This window comes from Euzebyella saccharophila (genome assembly GCF_014855495.1).
In the GTDB taxonomy this organism is placed as follows: Bacteria; Bacteroidota; Bacteroidia; order Flavobacteriales; family Flavobacteriaceae; genus Euzebyella; species Euzebyella saccharophila.
Genome location: NZ_JACYFJ010000002.1, coordinates 450,974 through 472,822, shown reverse-complemented (window position 1 = coordinate 472,822; position 21,849 = coordinate 450,974). Strand labels below are relative to the sequence as shown.

The window sequence follows — 21,849 nt, the reverse complement described above, 5'->3', positions numbered from 1 at the left end:
GCGCTATGAAAAACATTTTGTTTTATTTTTTTTTGGTCGGATTTCCATTTTTTGGCGTTGCTCAAATTGTAGAACAGCCAATAGATTCCCTTACTGAAAAAATGATAATTGTTGAAGGAGATTCTATCTTTAGGAGTTCTATTGATCTAGATGAAGTATATCTTTTTGGAAGGCTGGAATTTGGTTCCTATAAGGAGAAACTCAGATATTACATTCTAAGAAGAAAGACAATTAAAGTGTATCCTTATGCAAAGTTGGCAGCGGAAAGGTTGGTAGAACTCAATGACAGCATTTCTCAAATTACTAAAAAAAGACACCAAAAGAAGTATACCAAAAAGGTTCAAAAATTTATAGAGGAGGAGTTTTCAGAAGAACTTAAAAAACTGACCCGTACCGAGGGCCAAATTTTGGTAAAGCTCATTTACAGGCAGACTGGAGAAACAGCCTTTGACCTAGTGAAAGAACTACGAAGCGGTTGGCGGGCATTTTGGTACAATACTACGGCAAGTATGTTCGATATAAGTCTTAAGGAAGAATTTCACCCAGACCAAGTCCATGAAGATTACCTCATTGAAGATATACTACAGAGGGCTTTTGCCTCGTACCGTTTAGATAGGCAAGAATCCGTTTTGGATTATGACTATGCACAATTGAGCAACAAATGGTCTTTAAGCGGCAAACGTGAGAAGTAATTTATCTCTTTTTAGTACCAAACAGGGAATCCAATAGAACCTTTAAACTATAAAAACCCATGGCAATGGCGGCTACCCCCAGAATTAGCCCTATGATCAGGACTGGCCAAAAAAGAATATTCTCTTGATTTTTAAAAGCTTGGTATAAAACTATAGGTGCTAAAAACATGAGTGCTACGGTATATGCTAAGAACTTTATACCTTTAATCAACAAGTCTTTGTCCGTATGTCTTTGCTCGTTTTTCCCCACCTTATTCAATAGTTATTGATTGGGAATAGGTTTGGCATACGGCGAAATATCCTAAAGCAAAATTTTCGCGTGGATCGCTATTGTCCGAAATATTCAGGATGTTACCTCTTACCGTAGCAGAAGGGGTTTGAAAAGGCCCTTGGTCACCCCCAGCTTGCACAATAACTTGATTCATATAATTGAAAAAAGTCTCGTCTACCCCTAAAAGACTGATATCTACCTCTCGGCCAGCTTCTACGTCATCGTCATAAAAATAGGAAAACTCAAAAGTTTGCCCTTGGTAAAACTCATCTTCGGAAACCAAATATTCATTAAAGTCAAAATCGAACAAATAATAATCATCCCTATTTCCGTTATCGGTAAATGAAATAACTATTTCTGTTTCGTCACCGGAAAAAAGGCTTCCTTCCCCTTGAATTAAATTGTCTATGGGTACTGCGGGAACGTAATTGGTAACAGCCCTAAAGTTCTCTCCTTGAAATGAAATGGAGAGTACAAGTTCTCCTCCATTCGTAAAAAAATTAGTGTCTTTAGAGCCTTCATATCTCCCAGAAGGGGATTGAACCAGATCCAAAAAATTATCTTCCGATGGATTTTCCGGAATGTAGGAATCATTGGTAATTCTTATTTCATCTAAATTGGCGGTTTGGGTATCATCGAAAAAATTATTGGTAAGACCTACCTGAAATGAAACATTGGTACTACTACTGCTTTCATCTATCCTAATGACGCCATCTACAAAAAGCCGTGGACTTTCCGTTGGAGTATCAATTTCAACCACATCTTCACAGGAAGCAAGAAATAAAAGTATGGCGAGCTTAAAATAAACCTTCCTCATCTTCTAAAATTTGAAATTATAGGTTACGGCCGGTACAAAACCAAAAATACTGGTTCTAACAGCTTCGTTTTGCCTAGTGTCCGGATTGCGGCTAAAATTGATGGAAGCTGCATTTCTTCGGTTATAGACGTTATATAAACTAAATACCCACTCGCCCTTAAAGTTTCTGTCATTGTTCTTTCTTGGTGTCATTGTGGCCGATAAATCCAATCGATGATAGGCCGGTAGACGCTCCTCATTTCTTAAGCCATAAAAAGGTACTGATAGACCTTGAAATTCAAATTGACCAACGGGATAATTGGTAGGCTGACCCGTTTGATATACAAAATTGGAATTGAAACTCCATTTACTATTGAGCTCATAACTGCCATAAAGAGAAATGTCATGGGTCTTGTCATAGGGAGTGTTGTACCATTCCCCGAAATTTATTCCGGTTTCATTGGGCGAAATGCCGTTGTTAGTCGTTGCTTCCCTGCCAGGGGTGCGTTGTTCGGATTTGGACAAAGTGTATGCTAACCATCCTTGGAACCGGCCTTCATTCTTTTTAAGTAGTAACTCCCACCCATAGGCACGTGCTTCCCCATTTAGAATAACCTGTTCAATGGCATCATTTGCAATAAGGTTGGCACCGTCAATGTAATCTATTCGGTTTTGGATTTCTTTATAAAAGAGCTCTGTTTCCAAGGAGTATTCTCCTTCCTTTAAATTTCTAAAATAGCCCACGGCATATTGGTCTAGCTTTTGAGGTTCAATAAAAGGTCCGCTAGGTGTCCAAACATCCAAAGGGGTAGGGGAGCTGGTGTTGCTTAATAAATGAAGGTATTGAGCTAGTCTCGTATAACTGGCCTTGAATGAATTAGCATCGTTTAAGGTATATGCCAAAGAAACACGGGGTTCAAAATTAGAATAGGTAGCCAAACTTGAACTTCTTTCAGGATTGGAAACTGAAATAGGTTCAGCTTCTTGGTAAATTAATAACTCGGGATCAAAGGAAACGGGATTGTTATTGGCATATTCATTTATTTCATCTTGTCCCAAGCGCACGAAGTTGCTAAAACGCAGTCCGTAATTAAGGCTTAGTTTATTGGTAATATCCTGTTCCACGTCAATATAGGCAGCAAATTCATTGGCGTATTTCTGTATTAATTGATCTTCTACAATTCCAGAATTGTCATTACTTGGTTCAATTTTTCCAGGATTGAATCTATAGTAAATATTGTTTAATCCGTAGTTGACCTGTAGCTTATCGTTAACATAATGCTTGAGGTCATATTTTATATTGAAATTCTGAATACCGGAGTTCCAATTGAAGCCTACAAAATCTAATTTTAGTCCGTAATAGTAATCCGAATAAATCAAAGAAAGATTGGAGAACAATTTATCAGAAAACAAATGGTTCCACCTAAAGTTTCCAACGGCGTTTCCGTAGGTATTTACAAAGCTATCACTTATGCCAAAGACATCCCTTCCAAAATAGCCGGATAGGAAAATGCTATTTCGGTCATTAATATTGTAATTAAGTTTCGTATTTAGGTCATAGAAGTATGCGGTGTTGTCAACATCGAACAAGGGTAGGAATAAATGAGCATAGGAAGCACGGCCTCCCACTAAAAAAGCCGCCTTGTTTTCAATTATCGGACCCTCTACCAGTAACCTACTAGCAACCGCACCAATACCGCCATTGACCTTTATTTCCTTACTGTTTCCCTCTTTTTGAAAAATATCAAGAACAGATGAAACCCTACCTCCGTAGCGAGCGGGAATTCCACCTTTATAAAGTTTTAAATCCTTAATGGCATCTGGGTTGAATACCGAAAAGAAACCGAATAAGTGCGATGAGTTAAAAATTGTAGCCTCGTCAAGTAGAATAAGATTTTGGTCTACCGCACCACCACGAACGTTAAAACCGGAGGCGCCCTCCCCAGCATTAGTAACCCCCGGAAGCAAAAGGATAGATTTAATAACATCTGCTTCTCCAAGAATGACTGGAATTTTTTTGATAGTTTCAACGGACATAGCGTTAACACTCATTTGAGGCTTTCTAATATCGATTTTTTCAACGTCTTCCGTAATAACAACTTCATCCAATTGTTCGGCAGCCTCCGTCATCTGAAAATTGAGTTTTTGATTTTCAGAAAGGTCAATAGTTTTTACAATATCTTGAAAGCCCAAGTAACTCACTTGAACCTTGTATTCACCTGCTGGTAAGCTAATGGAGTAAAAGCCGTATTCATTGGTGGTTACACCCGTTCTTAGTTCTGGAACGGCTATGGTAACGCCTATCAATGTTTCATTACTGGAATCTTCAGAAACAGTTCCACTAAGTGTAAATCGTTGTTGTGCAAAGGAATGGTGTAGGACCAAGAACAATAGAGGAAGGAGAAACTTAATCTTGTGGGGCATTCAAAATCTTTTTATAAAAATAGTTAGAAATGGCATGTCCTTAGGGATAATGTCAAAAAAAAAGCCCTCTATAACTTGATAGAGAGCCTTTTTAATTTATATGAGCCATTTTAGATAGCGTCTAAAATGGAGTTTAGCGTCTGACTTGGTCTCATTGCCGCAGCAGCTTTATCAGAATCTGGAAGGTAGTAACCGCCCACATCTTTTGTGCTTCCTTGACTTTCAATAAGTTCTTTTGCTATTTGCTCCTCTTTGGAACGTAATTCTCCATAAACTTTTTCAAAAGTAGCTTTTAGCTCGGCACTTTTGTCTTGATTAACCAACGCCTCTGCCCAATAAAGTGCTAGGTAGAAATGGCTTCCGCGGGTATCAATTTCCATCACTTTTCGAGAAGGTGATTTATCATTGATAAGGAATTTCTCGGTTGCGCTGTCCAATGCATCGCCTAAAATTCTCGCTTTGGCATTATTGTTCTTCTCTCCGTAGAAATCAAGGGAAACGCCCAAAGCCAAGAATTCCCCTAGGGAATCCCAACGAAGGTGACCTTCTTCCATAAATTGTTCCACGTGTTTTGGGGCAGAACCTCCCGCACCTGTTTCAAACAATCCGCCACCGTTCATCAATGGAACTATGGATAGCATTTTGGCACTCGTACCAACTTCAAGAATAGGGAATAGATCTGTTAAGTAATCCCTAAGTACATTTCCGGTTACAGAAATGGTATCCTTTCCTTCTTTCATTCTTTGCAAAGAGAACTCGGTAGCCTCTTTAGGAGCAAGAATTTTAATCTCCAGACCAATTGTTTCATGATCATTTAGATAAAGATTTACCTTTTTGATCAATTCAGCATCATGTGCGCGATTTTCATCTAGCCAGAATACCGCAGGTACTTGCGTAGCCTTAGCTCTGGAAACCGCCAATTTAACCCAGTCTTGGATAGGAGCATCTTTTACTTGGCACATACGCCAAATGTCCCCTTTTTCTACTGCATGCTCAATAAGTGTAGCATTGCTGTTTATATCTATAACCTTTACACTACCGGAATTGGCAATTTCAAAGGTCTTGTCATGCGATCCGTATTCCTCCGCTTTTTGGGCCATTAAGCCAACATTGGGTACAGTTCCCATAGTAGTAGGATCAAAAGCACCGTGTTTTTTACAAAAGTCTATGGTAGCTGTATATACATCTGCATAACTGCTATCTGGAATGATGGCCTTGGTATCTTGTGTATTACCTTGGGCATTCCACATTTTACCTGAATTACGGATCATTGCAGGCATAGAGGCATCAATAATGATATCACTGGGCACATGTAAATTGGTAATACCCTTATCTGAATTTACCATAGCCAGATCGGGACCGTTCTCAATGGTCTGTTCAATATCTTTTTCTATTTCGGCTTTTTTAGCGGCAGGAAGGTCGTTCAACTTTGAAAAGAGATTTTCCAAACCATCATTGGAGCTAATACCTACAGAAGCAAAGGTTTCTGCATGCTTGGTAAAAACATCTTCAAAATAAGCCTCTACGGCATGACCAAAGATAATGGGATCCGATACCTTCATCATGGTAGCTTTCATATGAAGCGAGAATAGAACGCCTTTGTCCTTGGCATCTTTCACTTGCTCCTTAAGGAAAGCCATAAGGGCAGCTTTTCTCATTACGGTAGCATCAATAATCTCACCGGCCAAAAGGGCAATATTGTCCTTGAGAATCTTTACCGAACCATCTTCTTGGCTAAGTTCAATTCTAACCTTCGTAGCTGCATCAATCGTAAGGGACTTTTCATTGCTTTTAAAGTCTTCCTTACCCATAGTGGCAACGTGGGTTTTGCTGTCCTTGCTCCACGCCCCCATGGAATGAGGATTTTGTTTGGCATAATTCTTAACGGCACGGGGAGCTCTTCTATCCGAGTTTCCTTCACGTAATACCGGGTTCACCGCACTACCTTTTATTTTATCATACCTAGACTTTACATCCTGCTCTTTTTCGTTGCTAGGGTTATCTGGGTAATTGGGCAACGCATAGCCTTTTTCCTGTAACTCCGCTATAGCTTCTTTCAATTGCGGAATGGAAGCACTAATGTTTGGGAGCTTGATAATGTTAGCTTCTGGTTTCTTGGCTAACTCACCCAGTTCTTCCAAATCATTGGATATTCTTTGCTCTTCTTTAAGATAATCCGGGAAATTGGCGATTATTCTTCCGGCAAGGGATATATCTTTGGTTTCAAGGGTTACATCGGCAGTTTTAGAGAAAGCTTTTACAATTGGCAAAAATGACTGAGTTGCCAAAGCTGGGGCTTCATCGGTCTTCGTATAAAATATCTTAGACATGTATAGTTAGGAGTTTAATTTAAAGCGGAGCAAATATACAATTTTATGTTTTGTTACTAACTATATCAGAAAAGCCTTTAAACAGGAGAAATTATTTAACGAATATTATTTATTTAGTGCAGAAATATTAAGGAAAATCCAAAGAAAGGTGAGTAGAAAATACCCGGCATAAAAAAAGCCATATCATTGTATTAATACATTGATATGGCTTTTAGAAATAGTTGTCAAACTTTCGTGTCTACTTTCTGTAGATCGGCAACCATTGATTGCGTTTGCATGGCTATTTCAAACGTTTGATAAATTCTTTTGAACAGGTATCACCCAATTCTACTTGAATTTTTCTTCTTGTTGTCCAAATGATCTTAAGAGCAACTGTATAAACTCTAAGTTTAAATACAAGTTGGTAAGTACATCCACATAGTATATCCAAAAAACGACAGTTTTAAGGACAAATGCTCGCCATCTTTGCGTCCGTTTACAAATGCCTTCATAAATACGCTAGGTTAAACAACAATATAAAGAACGTTAACTCTATACCGATTGCTAAAATTTTCCATCGACAGGTTCATTTCTCAATCGCATTACTAATATACAAAGAATATGAACATATCAATTTTTTTTAACACTTTAAAAATCAACCATTTATAAACATTGGTTATGAACAATTGTTGACAACAAAAAATCCCTGCCAAATCATATGATTTAACAGGGATTAATTTATGTAGGTAAATTAGCTTAGGAACGTACTTCCTTAATACGAGCTTTTTTACCGGTAAGACCTCTAAAGTAGAAAATACGTGCTCTACGAACCTTACCTTTTTTGTTTACTTCTATTTTCTGCAAGGCTGGCATATTAATAGGGAAGATACGCTCTACACCTACGGTACCAGACATTTTACGAATAGTAAAGGTTTCTGTTGCCCCTGTACCTCTTCTTTGGATAACAACTCCTCTAAAGAACTGGGTTCTGGTTTTTTCACCTTCCTTAATTTCGTAATAAACTGTGATAGTATCACCTGCTGAAAATGCAGGGAACTCCTTTTTTGGAACAAACTCGTCCTCAACGAATTTTAACAATGCTTCCATGATTGTAATTTATGGTTTAATATAAAGCAACATTCACGATTTTCGTCAGAGGTTGATTTAACAGGTTGCAAAATTACGTTATATTCTAAAACCTACAAGAAAATTTTAAATTTTTGAAGAATTTATTTTAAAAGATCGGGTCTCAGACGCTGTGTTCTCTCCAATGCTTGTTCTTCACGCCACTTTTCTATTTTTGGGAAATTCCCACTTAGCAGTAAGTCCGGGACTTTCATTCCTTTATAATCTGCCGGTCTTGTATAAACTGGCGGGGCCAACAAATTATCCTGAAATGAATCTGTAAGTGCCGATGTTTCATCATTCAACACACCGGGAAGCAAGCGTATTACAGCATCGCAAAGTACCGCGGCACCCAATTCACCACCGGACAACACATAATCGCCAATGGAGATTTCCTTGGTAATAAACTTGTCCCTTACACGTTGGTCCACTCCTTTATAATGACCACAAAGGATAATGATGTTTTCGTGCAAGGATAGTTGATTTGCCAATTTTTGGTCCAACGTGGTTCCATCGGGCGTCATGTATATGATTTCATCGTACTGCCGCTCCTTTTGTAGCCCTGAAATGCATTTGTCTATGGGCTCGATCATAAGAACCATACCGGCTCCGCCACCGTATTGGTAGTCATCAACCTGTTTGTAGGTGTTATCCGTATAGTCCCTAAGATTGTGGAAATAAACTTCTACAATGCCCTTTTCTTTGGCCCTGCTTAGGATTGAAGCGTTGAAAGGACTCTCCATTAATTCTGGCAAGACGGTAATAATGTCTATTCGCATAGCAGAACTTTAATTGGTAACTTGTTTGGATGTCCAAAAATAATGAAAGTAGCCAGAATCCTTTTCCCAACCCAATTTTTCATATAGCCTTTGGGCGGGATTGTCGTGTGCCGTTTCTAGGGAAATACCTTTAAATTTTTTTTCGCCACATAGTTTTTGAGCTTGAAGCAAAAGAGCTTCTCCCACACCCTTTTTTCTATATTCAGGATTCACAAATAAGTCGTTTAAAATGTAGGCAGTTTTTAGACTTACAGATGAAAAGGTGGTGTAAAGCTGGGTAAAACCTACGGCTTTATCATTGTCATAGGCCATAAAAATAACGGACTCGTCATTTAAAAAACGTTCCGTTAGAAATTCCAAAGCTTTAACTTGGTCGGATTCTTGCTCATAGAAAACCCTGTAGGCGTCAAAAAGGGGGGCTACATCTTCTAGGTGTTCCCTTTCTGCTCTAATAATCTTAAACATAGAGTAATGCGGTGTTTAAAAGAAAAAAGCTCCGTGAGGAGCTTTTGTTATTTTTGTTTTTTGTATCTGTTGATTTCGTCCTGTAGCTGCCTGCTTATTCTCTGTTCCCTTTCTAAAGCTCTGCGCCTATGGTCCTCATATTCGGTTTCCAGCTCCGCCAGATTGGTTTTGGCCTCTTGTGTCAACACATTGCTATTCCTGAACTTATATATAAAGAATAACAAGAACACCAGTAAACATCCCATAACGGACCATAAAATGGTGTTATACGTACTTTTGGAAACCATAATTCCCAAAAATGACATGCTATCTTTTTCTTCGGTAACAGAAGTAAGGTTATTGGTCGTTTCCTCCAATTTCTCGTTCAAGGAGGCTATAGTGGATTCATGACCTGCTATAGTCTGTTTTAACTCTGCAGCTCTTTTATTGTATCCGCTTAGCGTGTCAAGTACATTTTGTCTTAATTTATCCAAGGAAATGGTTCTCACCACTTCATATCGCTTGCCATCTGCACGGTAATTACCGGATTTGGTAAACACAAATTCAAATTGGCTATCAATAGGACCTTTGTCCAGTGATAGTTCATCCTGTTGTTCCTCTTCTTGGGCAAATTGTAGGTTGAAAGTAAATAAGGCCGCTATAATTAACAGTAGTCTAAAACCTTTCATGTTCTAATGAGTCTTTGGAGTTATTTTATTAGAGGGAGCTAAAGTAATTGAATAATATCAATTAAGAAAAAAATTTGCGAATAAGCTTTTGTCCCGGTTATCGCTCAAAACTGGTGTTGTCATATAATACGATTAAAATGAGCTAAAAAGATTATGACCACAAGTATATTTTTTTGTTCATGAAAAATTTTTATGTTCATAGAAGTAATTCCAACAAAAAAACGCTCCCTAAACGGAAGCGTTTATTTTTTAATTATTGGAATATGAGTCGTTCCCTTTCGCCTTTTTCATTGATCATGGTTATGATAGTTCTTCCTCTTTTGGAAATTCTACCAAAAAGAACTTTTGCCTCCTCAATATCATTAATTTCTTCGTCATCTAGAGAGAGAAGAACCTTCCCATCTAGACCGTAGCCTCTATAAATTTCAGGAACCCCAACCACTTTTACACCTTTTCTGGTCCTGAATTTTTTCATGTCCTCTTTAGAGAGATTTTTAATTTCAAGACCCATGTTGGGAACTGTAATGACCTGTCGCTTCTTTAAAACCACTGGTACAGTCAATAGTTCCTCATTTCTATTGATGGTTACTTGTACCGTGTCCGAAGGTCTTTTGGAAGACAGGTAGCCTGTTAAATCTGCAAATTTTCTAATTTTAATATCATCAATTTGTTTTATAACGTCACCTTCCCTTAAGTCCGCTTCTTGAGCGCCCGTATCCTCTTCCACTCCGGAAATATAAACGCCCTCAATTTGGTTGATCCCTTTTTCTACGGCATAAGGTGTGTTAGCCCTAGCAGCATTAATTCCTAAAATTCCCTTTTGAACATTGCCGTACTCCAATATATCATCCACAACCTTTTTGGCAATATTACTAGGTACGGCAAAAGAATAACCAACATAAGATCCGGTTTGTGAGGTAATAGCTGTATTGATACCTACCAAATCACCATTGGTATTAACCAAAGCTCCACCACTATTTCCCGGGTTTACAGCAGCATCTGTCTGAATAAAGGACTGGTCTATCTTACCTAAGTTCCTAGCCTTGGCACTTACAATGCCTGCGGTAACCGTAGAAGTTAAACTAAAAGGATTACCTACGGCCAATACCCATTCTCCCACACGCACATTATCAGAATCTCCAAAAGCTAGATAAGGTAAATTCCCATCGGCTTCAATTTTTAACAAGGCAATGTCGGAATTGGGGTCGGTACCTATCAATTCTGCATTATAAACCTTATTATTATTGAGCATCACCTGTAATTGGTCCGCATTATCAATTACATGGTTATTGGTTACAATGTACCCATCTTGGGAGATAATAACACCCGATCCCGTACCTACTTGGGGTCTTGAGCTACTACCATGGCCGTAGAAGAAATCCAAATAGCTACTTCCTCCTCGGTTTATGGATACATTTTTTACATGAACTACCGCATTTACCGTCGTTTCGGCGGCAGAAGTAAAATCCACCTCATTAATTCCTGTTGTAGGATTGTAACTGGTCTGAAATACCGATCCCTGGTCATTCTCTGAAACAATGGTGTAATTGGGTTTTTCAAAAAATACTTTATATGCTCCTAGGGTCAATGCCCCCGCAAAAAGAGCCGTAAGAAATGTACTTGCTATTTTCTTCATCTTAATGCACTTGTTTTTTGGTTTGCTTTAAATGTTAAAATTAGTTCTTTCACCAATGTGGTATAAAGCCTTTAACTACTTTTTAACTGCTAAAATAATCTTAATCAGCAGGTTGTAAAATGGTTCAACTCTCTATATATAAGCCAGAAACTGAATGGTTTAAAAGCTTATATTTGTTGCCTCATTTTATGCTATGTTACTTACCTTTTATAAATATCAAGGAACGGGAAATGATTTTGTAATGATCGATAATCGTTCGCTTAATTTCCCCAAAAAAGATACCAAATTAGTTGCTTCGCTTTGCGACCGTAGATTTGGCATAGGAGCAGATGGCCTTATTTTGTTGGAAAATGACGAAATGTCAGATTTTAATATGGTCTACTACAATGCCGATGGTAACGAGGGGTCTTTATGTGGAAATGGTGGTAGATGTACCATTGCCTTTGCAAAGTATCTGGGCATTATTGAAAATGAAACAACTTTTAATGCCGTAGATGGCTTGCACAATGCCTCTATTGATAATGAACTCGTGAGCTTGCAAATGCAGGATTTGTCCGATATTAAAATGAAACCTAACTATGTGTTTCTAAATACCGGTTCTCCCCATCACGTGCAGATGGTTAAGAACATTCAATCTTTTGATGTGTTCTCGGAAGGGAAAAAACTTAGATATGGTTTGTATGGACAGTCCGGTAGTAATATCAATTTTGTTGAATCAATTTCTGACGATGAGTTTGCCGTAAGAACTTATGAGCGTGGAGTGGAAGATGAGACACTTTCATGTGGAACTGGGGTTACGGCTGCGGCTCTAGCCATGCACCATCAACAAAAAACAACATCTAGTGAAGTGAAAATTAAGGCCCAAGGCGGTAACCTTAAAGTGAAATTTTCCAAAGATGGCGATACCTACAGGAACATTTATCTAACAGGCCCAGCAAAGCAGGTATTTAAGGGGGAAATAACCATTTAATGCTTCTACTTAAAGGTGACACTATATTCTTAAGGGCACTTGAGCCAACCGATTTGGATTTTCTGTACCATCTAGAGAACAATCCTGACGTTTGGGAAATTAGTGGTACCACATCCCCGTTTTCCAAGTTTGTTTTAAAGGAATATCTTGAAAATGCCCATAGGGATATCTACGAGGTTAAACAATTACGACTATGTATTTGTAATTTGAACGAGGAAGTTTTGGGCTTGGTTGACTTGTTTGATTTTGACCCAAAAAATAAACGAGTAGGTTTGGGTATCATCGTGTTAAATACAATAGATAGGAATAAAGGTGTAGGAGGGCAGGTGATAGGTTTAATCTGTGATTACGCCTATAAGGTTTTGGATGTTAAACAGTTGTATGTCAATGTGCTTGAAGAGAACGAAATAAGTTTGCATTTATTTAAAAAAATGGGGTTCCAAGTGGTTGGAGTAAAAGAAGACTGGATATATTCCAACGGTAAGTATAAAAATGAAGTGTTGTTGCAAAAAATAAAGGATAATGTACATTAAAAAGATTCTGCTTATAATAGTATTGATAGGATTGGTTGTTGGAGGGGTTTTCTCCTATTTTATTTATAACGCCATTTTTGTATCCAACACCTCATTTAATAATGAGGAGGCTTATTTGTATATACCTTCGGATGCCAATTTTAAGGAGGTGAAGAGTCTTGCGGCACCTTTGTTGGAAAATTTGGAAACTTTTGAACAGGTTGCCAAACGAAAGGGGTATGCTTCCAACGTGAAACCGGGAAAATATGCTATTAAAAAAGGAATGAACAACAATGATATTATCAATACCCTAAGGGTAAATAATATCCCGGTGCGCGTTTCCTTTAATAATCAAGAAACTATAGAGGACTTGGCAGGAAGGATTTCTGAGCAAATAGAAGCGGATAGTCTTTCTTTGTTAAAAGCTATGAACGATAGAGAGTTTCTAAAAACAAATGGATTTAACCAAGAGACCAAATTGGGGATGTACCTTCCCAACAGTTATGAGTTCTTTTGGAATACCTCCGGAGAAGAATTTAGGGAGCGTATGGCAAAGGAATACCAAAAGTTCTGGACACCGGAGAGAAAAACAAAGGCGGAGAAAATGAACTTAACACCGGAAGAAGTCATAACCTTGGCGTCTCTGGTACATAAAGAAACGGCAAAGGTGGATGAGCGACCTAAGGTGGCCGGACTTTATTTAAATAGGATAAGAAGAGGTATGCTATTGCAGGCCGATCCAACCGTTATCTACGCTCTTAAAAAAGAAGCGAATGATTTTGATATGGTAATCAAAAGGGTCTTGTACAGGGATTTGGAGTTGGATTCTCCCTATAACACCTATAAGTATGCAGGTCTTCCTCCTGGTCCAATAGCTATGCCAGATATTTCTGCAATTGAGGCGGTGCTGAATTCTGAAAGTCATGATTATCTATATTTTGTTGCCGACGTGGAGAATTTTGGCTACCACAAGTTTGCCAAAACCTTGGCTCAACATAACCGAAACAAAGTGCAGTACGTCCAGTGGATCAACGCACAAAAAATCAACCGATAATCTTTTTGTCGGAATTTTAAGACTTTTTAACTAATTCGCTGTCTTTTTAACGAAGATTTCTAAACAATAACTTAAAACTGGGGTAACTTTGCCGGCTGTGAAATCTATGCAGGGATTTTTCTCGTAAGTCATAGGAAAAGCAAGATATGAGAAAGTGGCTAAGTTATTCAAGCCCCCTGATCATTACCGCTGTTTTAATGAGTTTTGCATTTAAGCCAAAAATGGCCAAGGTGCCCGAAACTCTTAAAGTGACCGAACCTACTTTGGTTTTGTTCCCCAAAAACAAAACCATACCTAAGAGCATGCTAATGGCACCTCCCTTTTTAGGGAGTACGTACATTGGCTTTAAAGAAGCCTTGGCATTCAAGGAATCCCAAGGTAATTATTTTACCACCAATACCTTAGGGTATTTAGGTAAATATCAATTTGGTATTGGTACCCTGCAATTAATGGGAGTTTATAATGCTACGCGCTTTTTAAACGATCCTATATTACAGGAAAAAGTGTTCCATACCAATATTTCTAGAAACAAGTGGATTCTTAGAAGAGACATCCCACGTTTTGTTGGAAAAGAGATCAATGGAACCGTGATTACGGAATCTGGAATATTGGCTGCCGCCCATTTGGCGGGAGCGGGTAATGTAAAGAAGTACCTTCGTTCTTGGGGTGCATATGATGTGGCGGACAGTTATGGTACTAGTATAGCCAAATATATGCGCAAGTTTTCAGGTTATGATGTGTCTCACATTATTCCCAAGCGAAATCCTAAAGTTTAGTTTTCGCGAAAAAACATACAATTATATATGAATGTGGTAAAACCCTGGCTTTAAGCTAGGGTTTTTTTATGCTTGGATTATAAAAATAGCAGGTCTTTTATGAAGGTCTATGGATTCCTTGGTCCATTGTGCAACGGATAGCGTTTTGATGAATTCTGTAGCTAGGGTAATATCGCAGGCAATGCAAAGTTGGGACGTAGGTCTCAGGGTCTTTAAAAGTTCTGTCAATAATTTATCGTTTCTGTAGGGTGTTTCAATGAAAACTTGGGATTGGTTCTTTTCAGCTGATGTTCTTTCAAAACTTTTAATTGCCTTTTTTCTTTCAACTTTGTCGATTGGCAAGTATCCGTTAAAAGCAAAACTTTGACCATTCGTTCCACTTGCCATTAAAGCTAGAAAAATAGAGGAGGGGCCCACCAATGGTACTGGCGTTATGCCCTTGTCATGAGCTAATTTTACCACATCGGCACCGGGATCGGCTATACCGGGGCAACCGGCCTCGGACAAAACACCCACATCCTTTCCTGATAAACAAGCTTCCAACATCAGTGGAATTTCTTCGGGTTCCGTGTATTTGTTTAGAACATGAATGGTCAAGCCGGGTTGGGATTTGCGCGGACTTATTTTTTTTATAAAATGTCTGGCCGTCTTTTCATTCTCAACAATGTAGTGCTCTATTTTCTCAATGGCCTGTTTAACGGAAAGCGGCAATACTTCCAAAGGTTCATTGTCACCTAGGGTTGTTGGGATCAGGTATAATTTTCCAAAAATTGATTTTGTGCTTTCCATTCGCTAAAAAAGATTTTAAAGCTTTTTGGCAATGGCTTCACATGCGGTGTCTATGAGGTCGTAAACATTCTGAAATCCATTGTCATCCCAATAAGGGTCAGGAACTTCCTGAACAGAGAGATTTACTTCAGAAAGCAATAATTTTACCTTTTGTTGGTCAGCTTTGGTTTTGGCTTTTGCAATAATGTTTCCATAATTGCTCTTATCCATGGCATAAATTACATCAAAATTTTCAAAATCTGTTTCAGTAAATTGCCGACAACGTTGATTTTCAATATGAATTCCGTGAGACCGGGCAACTGCAATGGACCTTGGGTCAGGAGCATTTCCAATATGGTAACCACCCGTTCCAGCAGAATCTACAAAAACTCTGTCCGGATCAACTTTGTTCTGTAAAATACCTTCGGCCAAAGGGGAGCGGCAAATATTGCCCAAGCAAATCATTAGCACCTTGGTCTTCGTACTCAAAATCAGGTAAATTTTTTGGTGAGGTCTTCAATGTACTTCCTGAACTGCTTGTCAGTTTCGGCAAGATTATCTACCGTTTTGCAAGCGTGCAGTACCGTAGCGTGATCTCTTTTTCCAATTTGAGAACCTATACTGGCCAAGGAAGCCTTGGTAAATTTCTTGGCAAAAAACATGGCCAGCTGCCTTGCTTGTACAATATGTCTTTTACGGGTTTTTGATTGCAAGGTAGCCACGTCCATTTCAAAGTAATCAGAAACTACTTTTTGAATGTAATCGATTGAAACTTCGCGTTTTGTATTTTTTACGAACTTTTCAACTACCTGTTGGGCGAGCTCCAGTGTTACCTCTTTTTTGTTAAAGGAGGACTGTGCTATTAACGAAATAATAGCGCCTTCCAATTCCCTTACATTGGTCTTGATGTGCTTTGCTACATGGTCAATAATTTCTTCCGGCATTTCAACACCATCACGATACAATTTATTCTTTACAATGGAAACACGTGTTTCGTAATCAGGACTTTGTAGTTCTGCACTAAGTCCCCATTTGAATCTAGACAGCAGACGCTGTTCTATATCCTGCATATCTACAGGAGCTTTGTCAGAAGTAAGAATAACTTGCTTTCCATTTTGGTGCAAATGGTTGAAAATATGGAAGAACACATCTTGGGTACCGGATTTTCCGCTCAGAAATTGAACATCATCAATAATCAACACATCTATCAATTGGTAGAAGTGGATAAAATCATTTCTAGTGTTCTTTTTTACGGATTCAATATACTGTTGTGTAAACTTTTCCGCAGAAATATAAAGTACGGTACGCTCAGGATATTTGTCCTTTATCTCCACACCAATGGCATGTGCCAAGTGAGTTTTTCCCAATCCAACGCCCCCAAAGACCAATAGCGGATTAAAAGAAGTACCTCCAGGTTTGTTGGCAACCGCCATACCGGCGGATCTGGCCAATCTGTTGGAGTCTCCTTCCAGAAAGTTGTCAAAATTGTAGTTGGGATTAAGCTGGGATTCTATCTTGATATTTCTAATTCCCGGAATAACAAAGGGGTTTTTTAGTTCAGGGTTTTTGGATTTAATTGGAACATCCATTTCCTGAGGTCCCATATTGCCTCTGTTGGTACTTGGAATTTTTTCGGTAAAAGGTTCTTTGTTTCCGTAGGTGTTTTCCATACGGATTATGTAGACCAATTTTGCGGTTTCACCCAGTTCTTTTGTAAGGGCCACTTTGAGAAGCTTTACATAATGCTCCTCTAACCATTCGTAAAAAAATTTACTGGGTACTTGTATGCTCAAGGCATTTTCCGCTAACTTAATTGGTTTAATTGGTTCAAACCACGTTTTATATGCTTGGGGTTGAATATTATCTTTAATGAACGCCAAACAATTTTTCCATACGGAATTAGCCGTAATACCCATCTTAAAGTTTCTCTTATTTTGTCGGTTAGTGATTTCGCAAGTCGGTGGAAAATACAAGGGGGATACCGTACTTTCTAGTGGGGCAAATATGTGAACAAAAAAGCTAAAAAAAAAATGGTAAGTCTATTGAATTTGACCTTTTTTTTTCGCATGTTCAGTGACACATTCGAAATCAATTAAATATATAGTTTTTACTTTAAAGTCAATGAAATTTAACAGAATATCTTTCCGGGTACGATACGGCGAAACCGATCAGATGGGAATAGTATACCACGGGAATTATGCGCAATATATGGAGATGGGAAGGGTTGAATGGTTACGTGGGTTAGGAATTTCCTACAAAACAATGGAAGAAAACGGAATTATTCTGCCAGTTATTTCGCTTTCTGTTGATTTTAAAAAATCTGCCTATTACGATGATTACATAACGGTGGAAACCACATTGTTAAAAGAGCCTCTGGTTAAGATAGAATTTGACTATGTTTTAACCAATCAACATAAAGAAATTATTGCTACCGGAAATACAGTTTTGGCATTCTTAAATTCTGAATCTAGAAGACCTATAAAATGCCCTGATGAGATTTTGAGCAAGATAAGGTCCTAATCTAAATTTCCCTGATTTTTACTTGATGGATACCTCCAAAAGTTTGAAGTGTAACAGAGGCGTCACGTTGTCTAACTGATATTATCAATTTGCAGTCTAGGTTCATTTCTTGAGAGAGAATTTCCAATTGCTTCTGTTTAATAGTTCGCATAACTATGTCCATTTTATCATAGGCAAAGGTTAATTCAAATTGTGACTGTAGTGTTTTTTCAATGATTTTAGAGGCTTCCAATGCGGTCTGCGCAGCTGTTTTATAAGCAGAAATCAATCCGCCAACTCCTAGCTTTGTGCCACCAAAAATTCGTGCTACCGCTACCAGAACATTCGTAACTTCAAAAGATTGAATTTGCCCATAGATAGGCATCCCGGCAGAATTATTGGGTTCCCCATCATCATTGGCCCTATATCTCGTTTCCTGTGTTCCAATTTGCCAGGCATAACATATATGTCCGGCCGATGGATGTTTTTTACGGAGTTCTTCAATGATTTGCTTAACTTCTTCTTCCGTATCAATGGGAAATACTGAACCGTAAAACTTGCTTTTTTTCTCTTTAAAGAGGATTTCTTCTGAGGCTTTTTCAACTGTTCTAAAGATATCGCTGCTGGGTTCCATTAGAACAAAGCTACAAGTAATATACTAACTACGGCTAAAGCAACACCAAGCCAGTTTTTGGCACTTAATCTTTCTTTGAATAGAAGAATGCCCAATAAGGTAGAAAACAGCACAATGGCTACATTATTAATGGTAAAAATAGAAGCACTATTCAAACCATTGCTTTTAAGCGCCTTCAATAAAAAGTAAATGGAGAAATAATTTAGGGTTCCCAAAGCTACTCCAGCAATGATATTCTTAACTGAAAATTGAAAGGGTTGCCTTTTTATTTTTTTAACTAAAGTGATAATAAATCCAATGAATGCCGCCGCCCCAAATACCGTTGCCGAGAATATGGGGAAATCGTTTTCATGCACCATTCTCTCTTGGATAAATTTTAAACTTGTGTCAATAATACCAGAACCTAAAAAAACTCCTAAGGGAAAAAGCCACGAAATTTTTTGAACTTTTTCTATGCTGTTTTCCTTTGCGGAGGTGTAATATACAGCAAGTAAGGCAATTAAAATACCAACTACTTTTAGGGTACCCAGTACTTCGTTGTACATTAGGACTCCAAACACCACAGGAACCACTAAGGACATTTTGGTAGCAACGGAAGTTACGCTTACCCCCATTTTTTGAGTAGTGGCAGCCATAAGATTAAAGATGGCGATAAAAAGAACGCCCAAGGCAAGTGTACCCAAAAACCAAGGTTTGCCGGGAAGCTGATCAAGGGTTATATCGCCCTTGTAAAATATAATACCGCAGGTACAGGCTACCGCGTAATTGAAAATAATGGCCTGTAAGGTGTTGATACCAAAGGTTTCAAAAAGTTTGAATACCACAAAAATGAGGCTTGCACATAAAATGCTAAAGAGTAAATAAAGCATTTAGAGCTTAGAGTTAAGTTCCAAAATTGTTTCTTTACCCACCTGCATGTTCCAGCAGTGGATTCCCAGTTCGGTGGCCGCATCGGTATTCTCTTTGGTATCGTCAATAAAAAAAGTCTCCTCCGCCACAAGGTTATTTTGGTCTAATACGAACTGATAGATTTCCGCATTGGGTTTACGTAAGTTGATTTCGTGCGATAAATAGAATTTTTCAAAGGAGTTTTGAAAACGATGGTATTTTTCCGTTCCCATGATTTTCTCTACATGTTCAATATGAAGGGCGTTTGTATTACTTAACAGAAAGGTTCTGTAGTTACCTTCTTGACTGATTTTTTCAATGAACTGGAGTCGTTCCTCAGGGAAATCCAACAACATACCGTTCCAAATGTTTTTTATTTGTTCTTTACTGGCTTGAGGATAAACTTCGGCAAGACCTGAAAGAAACTCATCTGAAGTAATCTTTCCTACCTCATACTGGTTGTTAAGTTGAAGTAGTTCAGGAGTAAGGGTCAGTTCTCCTCCAAACTTTTCCATCTCACGAAAGATAATTTGCTTGTCTAAATTGATAAATACATCTCCAAAATCAAAAATGATGTTCTTAATCATTATGGTATGTTTTTAGTTGGTCTCCCGCTATATTTCTTGTTTCAACTAGTCGTCCTGATATAAAAGGAGCTTTGACACCTTCTTTGAAAGTAGTATTTCCTATAAAAATGTGAGCTTCGTCCCATAAATTGGCATCAATAAAACATTTCAGGGTTTGAGCACCACCTTCGATCAATACGCTGTTGATGTTGTTCCTAAAAAGAATTTCGCAGATTTGTTCTGCCAAATTTTCATTAAAGTCGATTCGCTGGTAACTCACGTTTTCAGATGTATTCTCCTCAACAATCTGTTCGGTAAAAACAATAGTAGGAATGGTGCCATCCAATAAATTGGATTTTTTGCCCAATTTCAGCTGGCGATCTAATACCACCCGGATTGGGTTCTTTCCATGCCACTGCCTTACATCTAATTTAGGGTTGTCTTCCAAAGCTGTTTTGGTGCCTACCAGAATACTCTGTTCTTGGCTGCGCCACTGGTGAACCAATTGCCTTGAAAATTTGTTGGTAATCCAGTAGGGTTTAGGTTCATCGTCTCTTTTGTCTTTTAGGGGAGCTATAAAACCATCGGAGGTTTGTGCCCACTTTAAAATGATATAGGGCCTCCTCTTTTCTTGAAAGGTCAAAAAGCGCTTATGGTGTTCGCGGCATTCGTTTTCCATAATTTGAAAACTAACTTCCACACCGGCATCTTTTAATTTGGAAATACCTTTACCGGCTACTTTTTCATGTGGGTCCAAAAGACCTATGACCACTTTCGGTATTTGGTGTTTGATAATCATGTCGGCACAAGGGGGCGTCTTACCATAATGACTGCAAGGCTCTAAGGTAACATACAATGTTGATTCACTTAATAATGCCTTGTTTTTTACAGAATTAACAGCGTTGACCTCTGCATGCGGACCTCCATACGGACTGGTAAAACCTTCTCCAATGATTTTGGAATCATAGACAATTACGCAGCCCACCATGGGATTGGGAGCTGTAGTTCCCAGTCCGTTCTTTGCAATCTGCAAGCACCGCAACATGTATTTTCTGTGTATCTTCACCCCGTAAAAATAGTATAATAATTCCTGCTCAAAAGACTCTTTGCGGTCAGTTAGGTTTTTGCTTTCCAGACCGATTGAAAATGAGATGATTCCTTCAAACAGATGCAGCTAAAAGAGATCAAACAAATATTTCATAGGGAGTTGGAGGGGATGTATCCTTCGGAGGAAATCAACAGTTTTTTTTACATTCTTATTGAACATTACCTAAATCTGGAAAGGTTTGTTTTGGCGCTTCAGCCAAATATAACTATTACAAAGGATGAAGAGCAGCCTCTTTTTGAAGCTTTAAGCAGTTTGATATTAAATAAGCCCATTCAGCATATCATTGGAACAGCCCATTTTATGGATTTGGATTTTGACGTGAATGAACATGTACTGATTCCTAGGCCGGAAACGGAAGAATTGGTACACTGGATTCTAAAGGATTTTGAAAATAATGAAGAATCTCTTCGAATTCTGGATATGGGCACAGGAAGTGGTTGTATTCCTATTTCCTTGGGGAAAAACTTAAAAAACGCTAATATCCATGCACTTGATATTTCTAAAGAAGCTTTAAAGGTCGCCAAGAAAAATGCAGAACTCCATCAAGTTGAAGTTCAATTTATAGAGGCCGACATGTTGGTCAACCCCAATATTGAATTGGAGTTTGACCTTGTAGTTTCAAACCCTCCATACGTTCGTAACTTAGAAAAGAAGGAAATGCATGGCAATGTATTAAATCATGAGCCTCACTTGGCCTTATTTGTTTCGGATGATGATCCCTTGATTTTTTATAGAAATATCGTGTTGTTTTGCGAGAGGCATTTAAAAATGAGTGGCTGTCTGTATTTGGAAATCAATCAATATTTAGGAAAAGAAATGGTAGCCCTTTTGCAAGAACACAATTTTTCAGAAATTGAACTGCGAAAAGATATGTTCGGTAATGACCGCATGGTCAAGGCTGTCAAATAA

At 38.4% G+C, this 21,849-nt stretch carries 23 protein-coding genes; 7 read left to right on the top strand and 16 right to left on the bottom strand.

The window, feature by feature from the left end; all coding sequences use genetic code 11:
• Window positions 1–5 precede the first annotated feature (5 nt).
• On the top strand, window positions 6–692 hold the full coding sequence (locus tag IL355_RS08580) for a DUF4294 domain-containing protein (RefSeq protein WP_192461753.1): 687 nt from the start codon (window positions 6–8) through the stop codon (window positions 690–692).
• A 1-nt stretch (window position 693) separates the two neighbouring features.
• Here the strand turns inward: IL355_RS08580 and IL355_RS08575 are convergent, their stop codons facing one another.
• The 9 genes from IL355_RS08575 to IL355_RS08535 all read right to left on the bottom strand — a co-directional run bounded on the left by IL355_RS08575 (window position 694) and on the right by IL355_RS08535 (window position 11,165).
• The gene (locus IL355_RS08575) at window positions 694–942 is read right to left on the bottom strand and encodes a DUF6095 family protein (RefSeq protein WP_317175490.1); all 249 of its coding nucleotides are present in this window, start codon (window positions 940–942) and stop codon (window positions 694–696) included.
• 1 nt (window position 943) lies between these two features.
• Window positions 944–1,780, bottom strand: coding sequence for a DUF4249 family protein (locus IL355_RS08570; RefSeq protein ID WP_192461752.1), 837 nt, complete (start codon window positions 1,778–1,780; stop codon window positions 944–946).
• A 3-nt stretch (window positions 1,781–1,783) separates the two neighbouring features.
• Window positions 1,784–4,183, bottom strand: a complete 2,400-nt coding sequence (locus tag IL355_RS08565; RefSeq protein ID WP_192461751.1) for a TonB-dependent receptor — start codon at window positions 4,181–4,183, stop codon at window positions 1,784–1,786.
• A gap of 110 nt (window positions 4,184–4,293) precedes the next feature.
• Window positions 4,294–6,513, bottom strand: coding sequence for an NADP-dependent isocitrate dehydrogenase (locus IL355_RS08560; RefSeq protein WP_192461750.1), 2,220 nt, complete (start codon window positions 6,511–6,513; stop codon window positions 4,294–4,296).
• 735 nt (window positions 6,514–7,248) lie between these two features.
• The gene (gene rplS, locus IL355_RS08555) at window positions 7,249–7,599 is read right to left on the bottom strand and encodes a 50S ribosomal protein L19 (protein ID WP_187457620.1); all 351 of its coding nucleotides are present in this window, start codon (window positions 7,597–7,599) and stop codon (window positions 7,249–7,251) included.
• 122 nt (window positions 7,600–7,721) lie between these two features.
• Window positions 7,722–8,396: a tRNA (guanosine(37)-N1)-methyltransferase TrmD gene (gene trmD, locus IL355_RS08550; protein WP_192461749.1), complete on the bottom strand. Its 675-nt coding sequence runs from the start codon at window positions 8,394–8,396 to the stop codon at window positions 7,722–7,724.
• Window positions 8,397–8,405: 9 nt separating this feature from the next.
• On the bottom strand, window positions 8,406–8,861 hold the full coding sequence (locus tag IL355_RS08545; RefSeq protein ID WP_192461748.1) for a GNAT family N-acetyltransferase: 456 nt from the start codon (window positions 8,859–8,861) through the stop codon (window positions 8,406–8,408).
• A gap of 47 nt (window positions 8,862–8,908) precedes the next feature.
• Window positions 8,909–9,529, bottom strand: coding sequence for a tRNA (guanine-N1)-methyltransferase (locus tag IL355_RS08540; protein WP_192461747.1), 621 nt, complete (start codon window positions 9,527–9,529; stop codon window positions 8,909–8,911).
• A 253-nt stretch (window positions 9,530–9,782) separates the two neighbouring features.
• Entirely contained in the window at window positions 9,783–11,165 is a 1,383-nt protein-coding gene (locus IL355_RS08535; protein ID WP_192461746.1) for a S1C family serine protease, read from the bottom strand.
• Window positions 11,166–11,358: 193 nt separating this feature from the next.
• Between IL355_RS08535 and dapF the strand changes: the two genes are divergently transcribed.
• From dapF to IL355_RS08515, 4 genes are all read left to right on the top strand, one after another.
• Window positions 11,359–12,135, top strand: coding sequence for a diaminopimelate epimerase (gene dapF / locus IL355_RS08530; protein WP_192461745.1), 777 nt, complete (start codon window positions 11,359–11,361; stop codon window positions 12,133–12,135).
• Window positions 12,135–12,668 carry a GNAT family N-acetyltransferase gene (locus tag IL355_RS08525; RefSeq protein WP_192461744.1) on the top strand — a complete coding sequence of 178 codons (534 nt, stop codon included), beginning with the start codon at window positions 12,135–12,137 and terminating at the stop codon, window positions 12,666–12,668. Before dapF ends, IL355_RS08525 begins: the two co-directional genes overlap by 1 nt.
• Window positions 12,658–13,701 (top strand): endolytic transglycosylase MltG, encoded by a 1,044-nt coding sequence (gene mltG / locus IL355_RS08520; protein WP_192461743.1) that lies wholly within the window; start codon window positions 12,658–12,660, stop codon window positions 13,699–13,701. The genes IL355_RS08525 and mltG overlap by 11 nt, the downstream gene beginning before the upstream one ends.
• 146 nt (window positions 13,702–13,847) lie before the next feature.
• Complete coding sequence (locus IL355_RS08515; protein WP_192461742.1) at window positions 13,848–14,477, top strand: hypothetical protein; 630 nt, start codon at window positions 13,848–13,850, stop codon at window positions 14,475–14,477.
• 66 nt (window positions 14,478–14,543) lie between these two features.
• Here the strand turns inward: IL355_RS08515 and IL355_RS08510 are convergent, their stop codons facing one another.
• Genes IL355_RS08510 through dnaA form a run of 3 tightly spaced genes read right to left on the bottom strand, consistent with a single transcriptional unit; the run spans window position 14,544 to window position 17,161 of the window.
• Window positions 14,544–15,266 carry an SAM-dependent methyltransferase gene (locus IL355_RS08510; protein WP_192461741.1) on the bottom strand — a complete coding sequence of 241 codons (723 nt, stop codon included), beginning with the start codon at window positions 15,264–15,266 and terminating at the stop codon, window positions 14,544–14,546.
• A 15-nt stretch (window positions 15,267–15,281) separates the two neighbouring features.
• Entirely contained in the window at window positions 15,282–15,710 is a 429-nt protein-coding gene (locus tag IL355_RS08505; RefSeq protein WP_192462116.1) for a low molecular weight protein-tyrosine-phosphatase, read from the bottom strand.
• Between the two features lie 26 nt (window positions 15,711–15,736).
• Complete coding sequence (gene dnaA, locus IL355_RS08500; RefSeq protein ID WP_187457630.1) at window positions 15,737–17,161, bottom strand: chromosomal replication initiator protein DnaA; 1,425 nt, start codon at window positions 17,159–17,161, stop codon at window positions 15,737–15,739.
• Window positions 17,162–17,366: 205 nt separating this feature from the next.
• On the opposite strand from dnaA, the gene IL355_RS08495 reads away from it, so the two are divergent.
• Window positions 17,367–17,765, top strand: a complete 399-nt coding sequence (locus IL355_RS08495) for an acyl-CoA thioesterase (protein ID WP_192461740.1) — start codon at window positions 17,367–17,369, stop codon at window positions 17,763–17,765.
• A 1-nt stretch (window position 17,766) separates the two neighbouring features.
• Here the strand turns inward: IL355_RS08495 and IL355_RS08490 are convergent, their stop codons facing one another.
• The 4 genes from IL355_RS08490 to ribD are packed head-to-tail and all read right to left on the bottom strand — an operon-like array spanning window position 17,767 to window position 20,898.
• Window positions 17,767–18,378: an IMPACT family protein gene (locus tag IL355_RS08490; RefSeq protein WP_192461739.1), complete on the bottom strand. Its 612-nt coding sequence runs from the start codon at window positions 18,376–18,378 to the stop codon at window positions 17,767–17,769.
• A complete protein-coding gene (locus tag IL355_RS08485; protein ID WP_192461738.1) occupies window positions 18,378–19,247 on the bottom strand; it encodes an EamA family transporter in 870 nt (289 codons plus the stop codon). Before IL355_RS08485 ends, IL355_RS08490 begins: the two co-directional genes overlap by 1 nt.
• The gene (locus tag IL355_RS08480) at window positions 19,248–19,853 is read right to left on the bottom strand and encodes an HAD family hydrolase (protein ID WP_192461737.1); all 606 of its coding nucleotides are present in this window, start codon (window positions 19,851–19,853) and stop codon (window positions 19,248–19,250) included. It abuts the gene before it with no gap.
• Window positions 19,846–20,898: a bifunctional diaminohydroxyphosphoribosylaminopyrimidine deaminase/5-amino-6-(5-phosphoribosylamino)uracil reductase RibD gene (gene ribD / locus IL355_RS08475; protein WP_317175480.1), complete on the bottom strand. Its 1,053-nt coding sequence runs from the start codon at window positions 20,896–20,898 to the stop codon at window positions 19,846–19,848. The genes IL355_RS08480 and ribD overlap by 8 nt, the downstream gene beginning before the upstream one ends.
• Window positions 20,899–21,000: 102 nt before the next feature.
• Here ribD and prmC point away from each other — a divergent pair, with 102 nt between their 5' ends.
• Window positions 21,001–21,849: a peptide chain release factor N(5)-glutamine methyltransferase gene (gene prmC / locus IL355_RS08470; protein WP_192461736.1), complete on the top strand. Its 849-nt coding sequence runs from the start codon at window positions 21,001–21,003 to the stop codon at window positions 21,847–21,849.

Excerpts from the sequence above, each read along its gene's own strand:
- IL355_RS08580 (WP_192461753.1), top strand. The coding sequence starts at position 6 with ATGAAAAACATTTTGTTTTATTTTTTTTTGGTCGGATTTCCATTTTTT.
- IL355_RS08570 (WP_192461752.1), bottom strand. The coding sequence starts at position 1,780 with ATGAGGAAGGTTTATTTTAAGCTCGCCATACTTTTATTTCTTGCTTCC.
- IL355_RS08565 (WP_192461751.1), bottom strand. The coding sequence starts at position 4,183 with ATGCCCCACAAGATTAAGTTTCTCCTTCCTCTATTGTTCTTGGTCCTA.
- IL355_RS08560 (WP_192461750.1), bottom strand. The coding sequence starts at position 6,513 with ATGTCTAAGATATTTTATACGAAGACCGATGAAGCCCCAGCTTTGGCA.
- rplS (WP_187457620.1), bottom strand. The coding sequence starts at position 7,599 with ATGGAAGCATTGTTAAAATTCGTTGAGGACGAGTTTGTTCCAAAAAAG.
- trmD (WP_192461749.1), bottom strand. The coding sequence starts at position 8,396 with ATGCGAATAGACATTATTACCGTCTTGCCAGAATTAATGGAGAGTCCT.
- IL355_RS08545 (WP_192461748.1), bottom strand. The coding sequence starts at position 8,861 with ATGTTTAAGATTATTAGAGCAGAAAGGGAACACCTAGAAGATGTAGCC.
- IL355_RS08540 (WP_192461747.1), bottom strand. The coding sequence starts at position 9,529 with ATGAAAGGTTTTAGACTACTGTTAATTATAGCGGCCTTATTTACTTTC.
- IL355_RS08535 (WP_192461746.1), bottom strand. The coding sequence starts at position 11,165 with ATGAAGAAAATAGCAAGTACATTTCTTACGGCTCTTTTTGCGGGGGCA.
- dapF (WP_192461745.1), top strand. The coding sequence starts at position 11,359 with ATGTTACTTACCTTTTATAAATATCAAGGAACGGGAAATGATTTTGTA.
- IL355_RS08525 (WP_192461744.1), top strand. The coding sequence starts at position 12,135 with ATGCTTCTACTTAAAGGTGACACTATATTCTTAAGGGCACTTGAGCCA.
- mltG (WP_192461743.1), top strand. The coding sequence starts at position 12,658 with ATGTACATTAAAAAGATTCTGCTTATAATAGTATTGATAGGATTGGTT.
- IL355_RS08515 (WP_192461742.1), top strand. The coding sequence starts at position 13,848 with ATGAGAAAGTGGCTAAGTTATTCAAGCCCCCTGATCATTACCGCTGTT.
- IL355_RS08510 (WP_192461741.1), bottom strand. The coding sequence starts at position 15,266 with ATGGAAAGCACAAAATCAATTTTTGGAAAATTATACCTGATCCCAACA.
- IL355_RS08505 (WP_192462116.1), bottom strand. The coding sequence starts at position 15,710 with ATGATTTGCTTGGGCAATATTTGCCGCTCCCCTTTGGCCGAAGGTATT.
- dnaA (WP_187457630.1), bottom strand. The coding sequence starts at position 17,161 with ATGGGTATTACGGCTAATTCCGTATGGAAAAATTGTTTGGCGTTCATT.
- IL355_RS08495 (WP_192461740.1), top strand. The coding sequence starts at position 17,367 with ATGAAATTTAACAGAATATCTTTCCGGGTACGATACGGCGAAACCGAT.
- IL355_RS08490 (WP_192461739.1), bottom strand. The coding sequence starts at position 18,378 with ATGGAACCCAGCAGCGATATCTTTAGAACAGTTGAAAAAGCCTCAGAA.
- IL355_RS08485 (WP_192461738.1), bottom strand. The coding sequence starts at position 19,247 with ATGCTTTATTTACTCTTTAGCATTTTATGTGCAAGCCTCATTTTTGTG.
- IL355_RS08480 (WP_192461737.1), bottom strand. The coding sequence starts at position 19,853 with ATGATTAAGAACATCATTTTTGATTTTGGAGATGTATTTATCAATTTA.
- prmC (WP_192461736.1), top strand. The coding sequence starts at position 21,001 with ATGCAGCTAAAAGAGATCAAACAAATATTTCATAGGGAGTTGGAGGGG.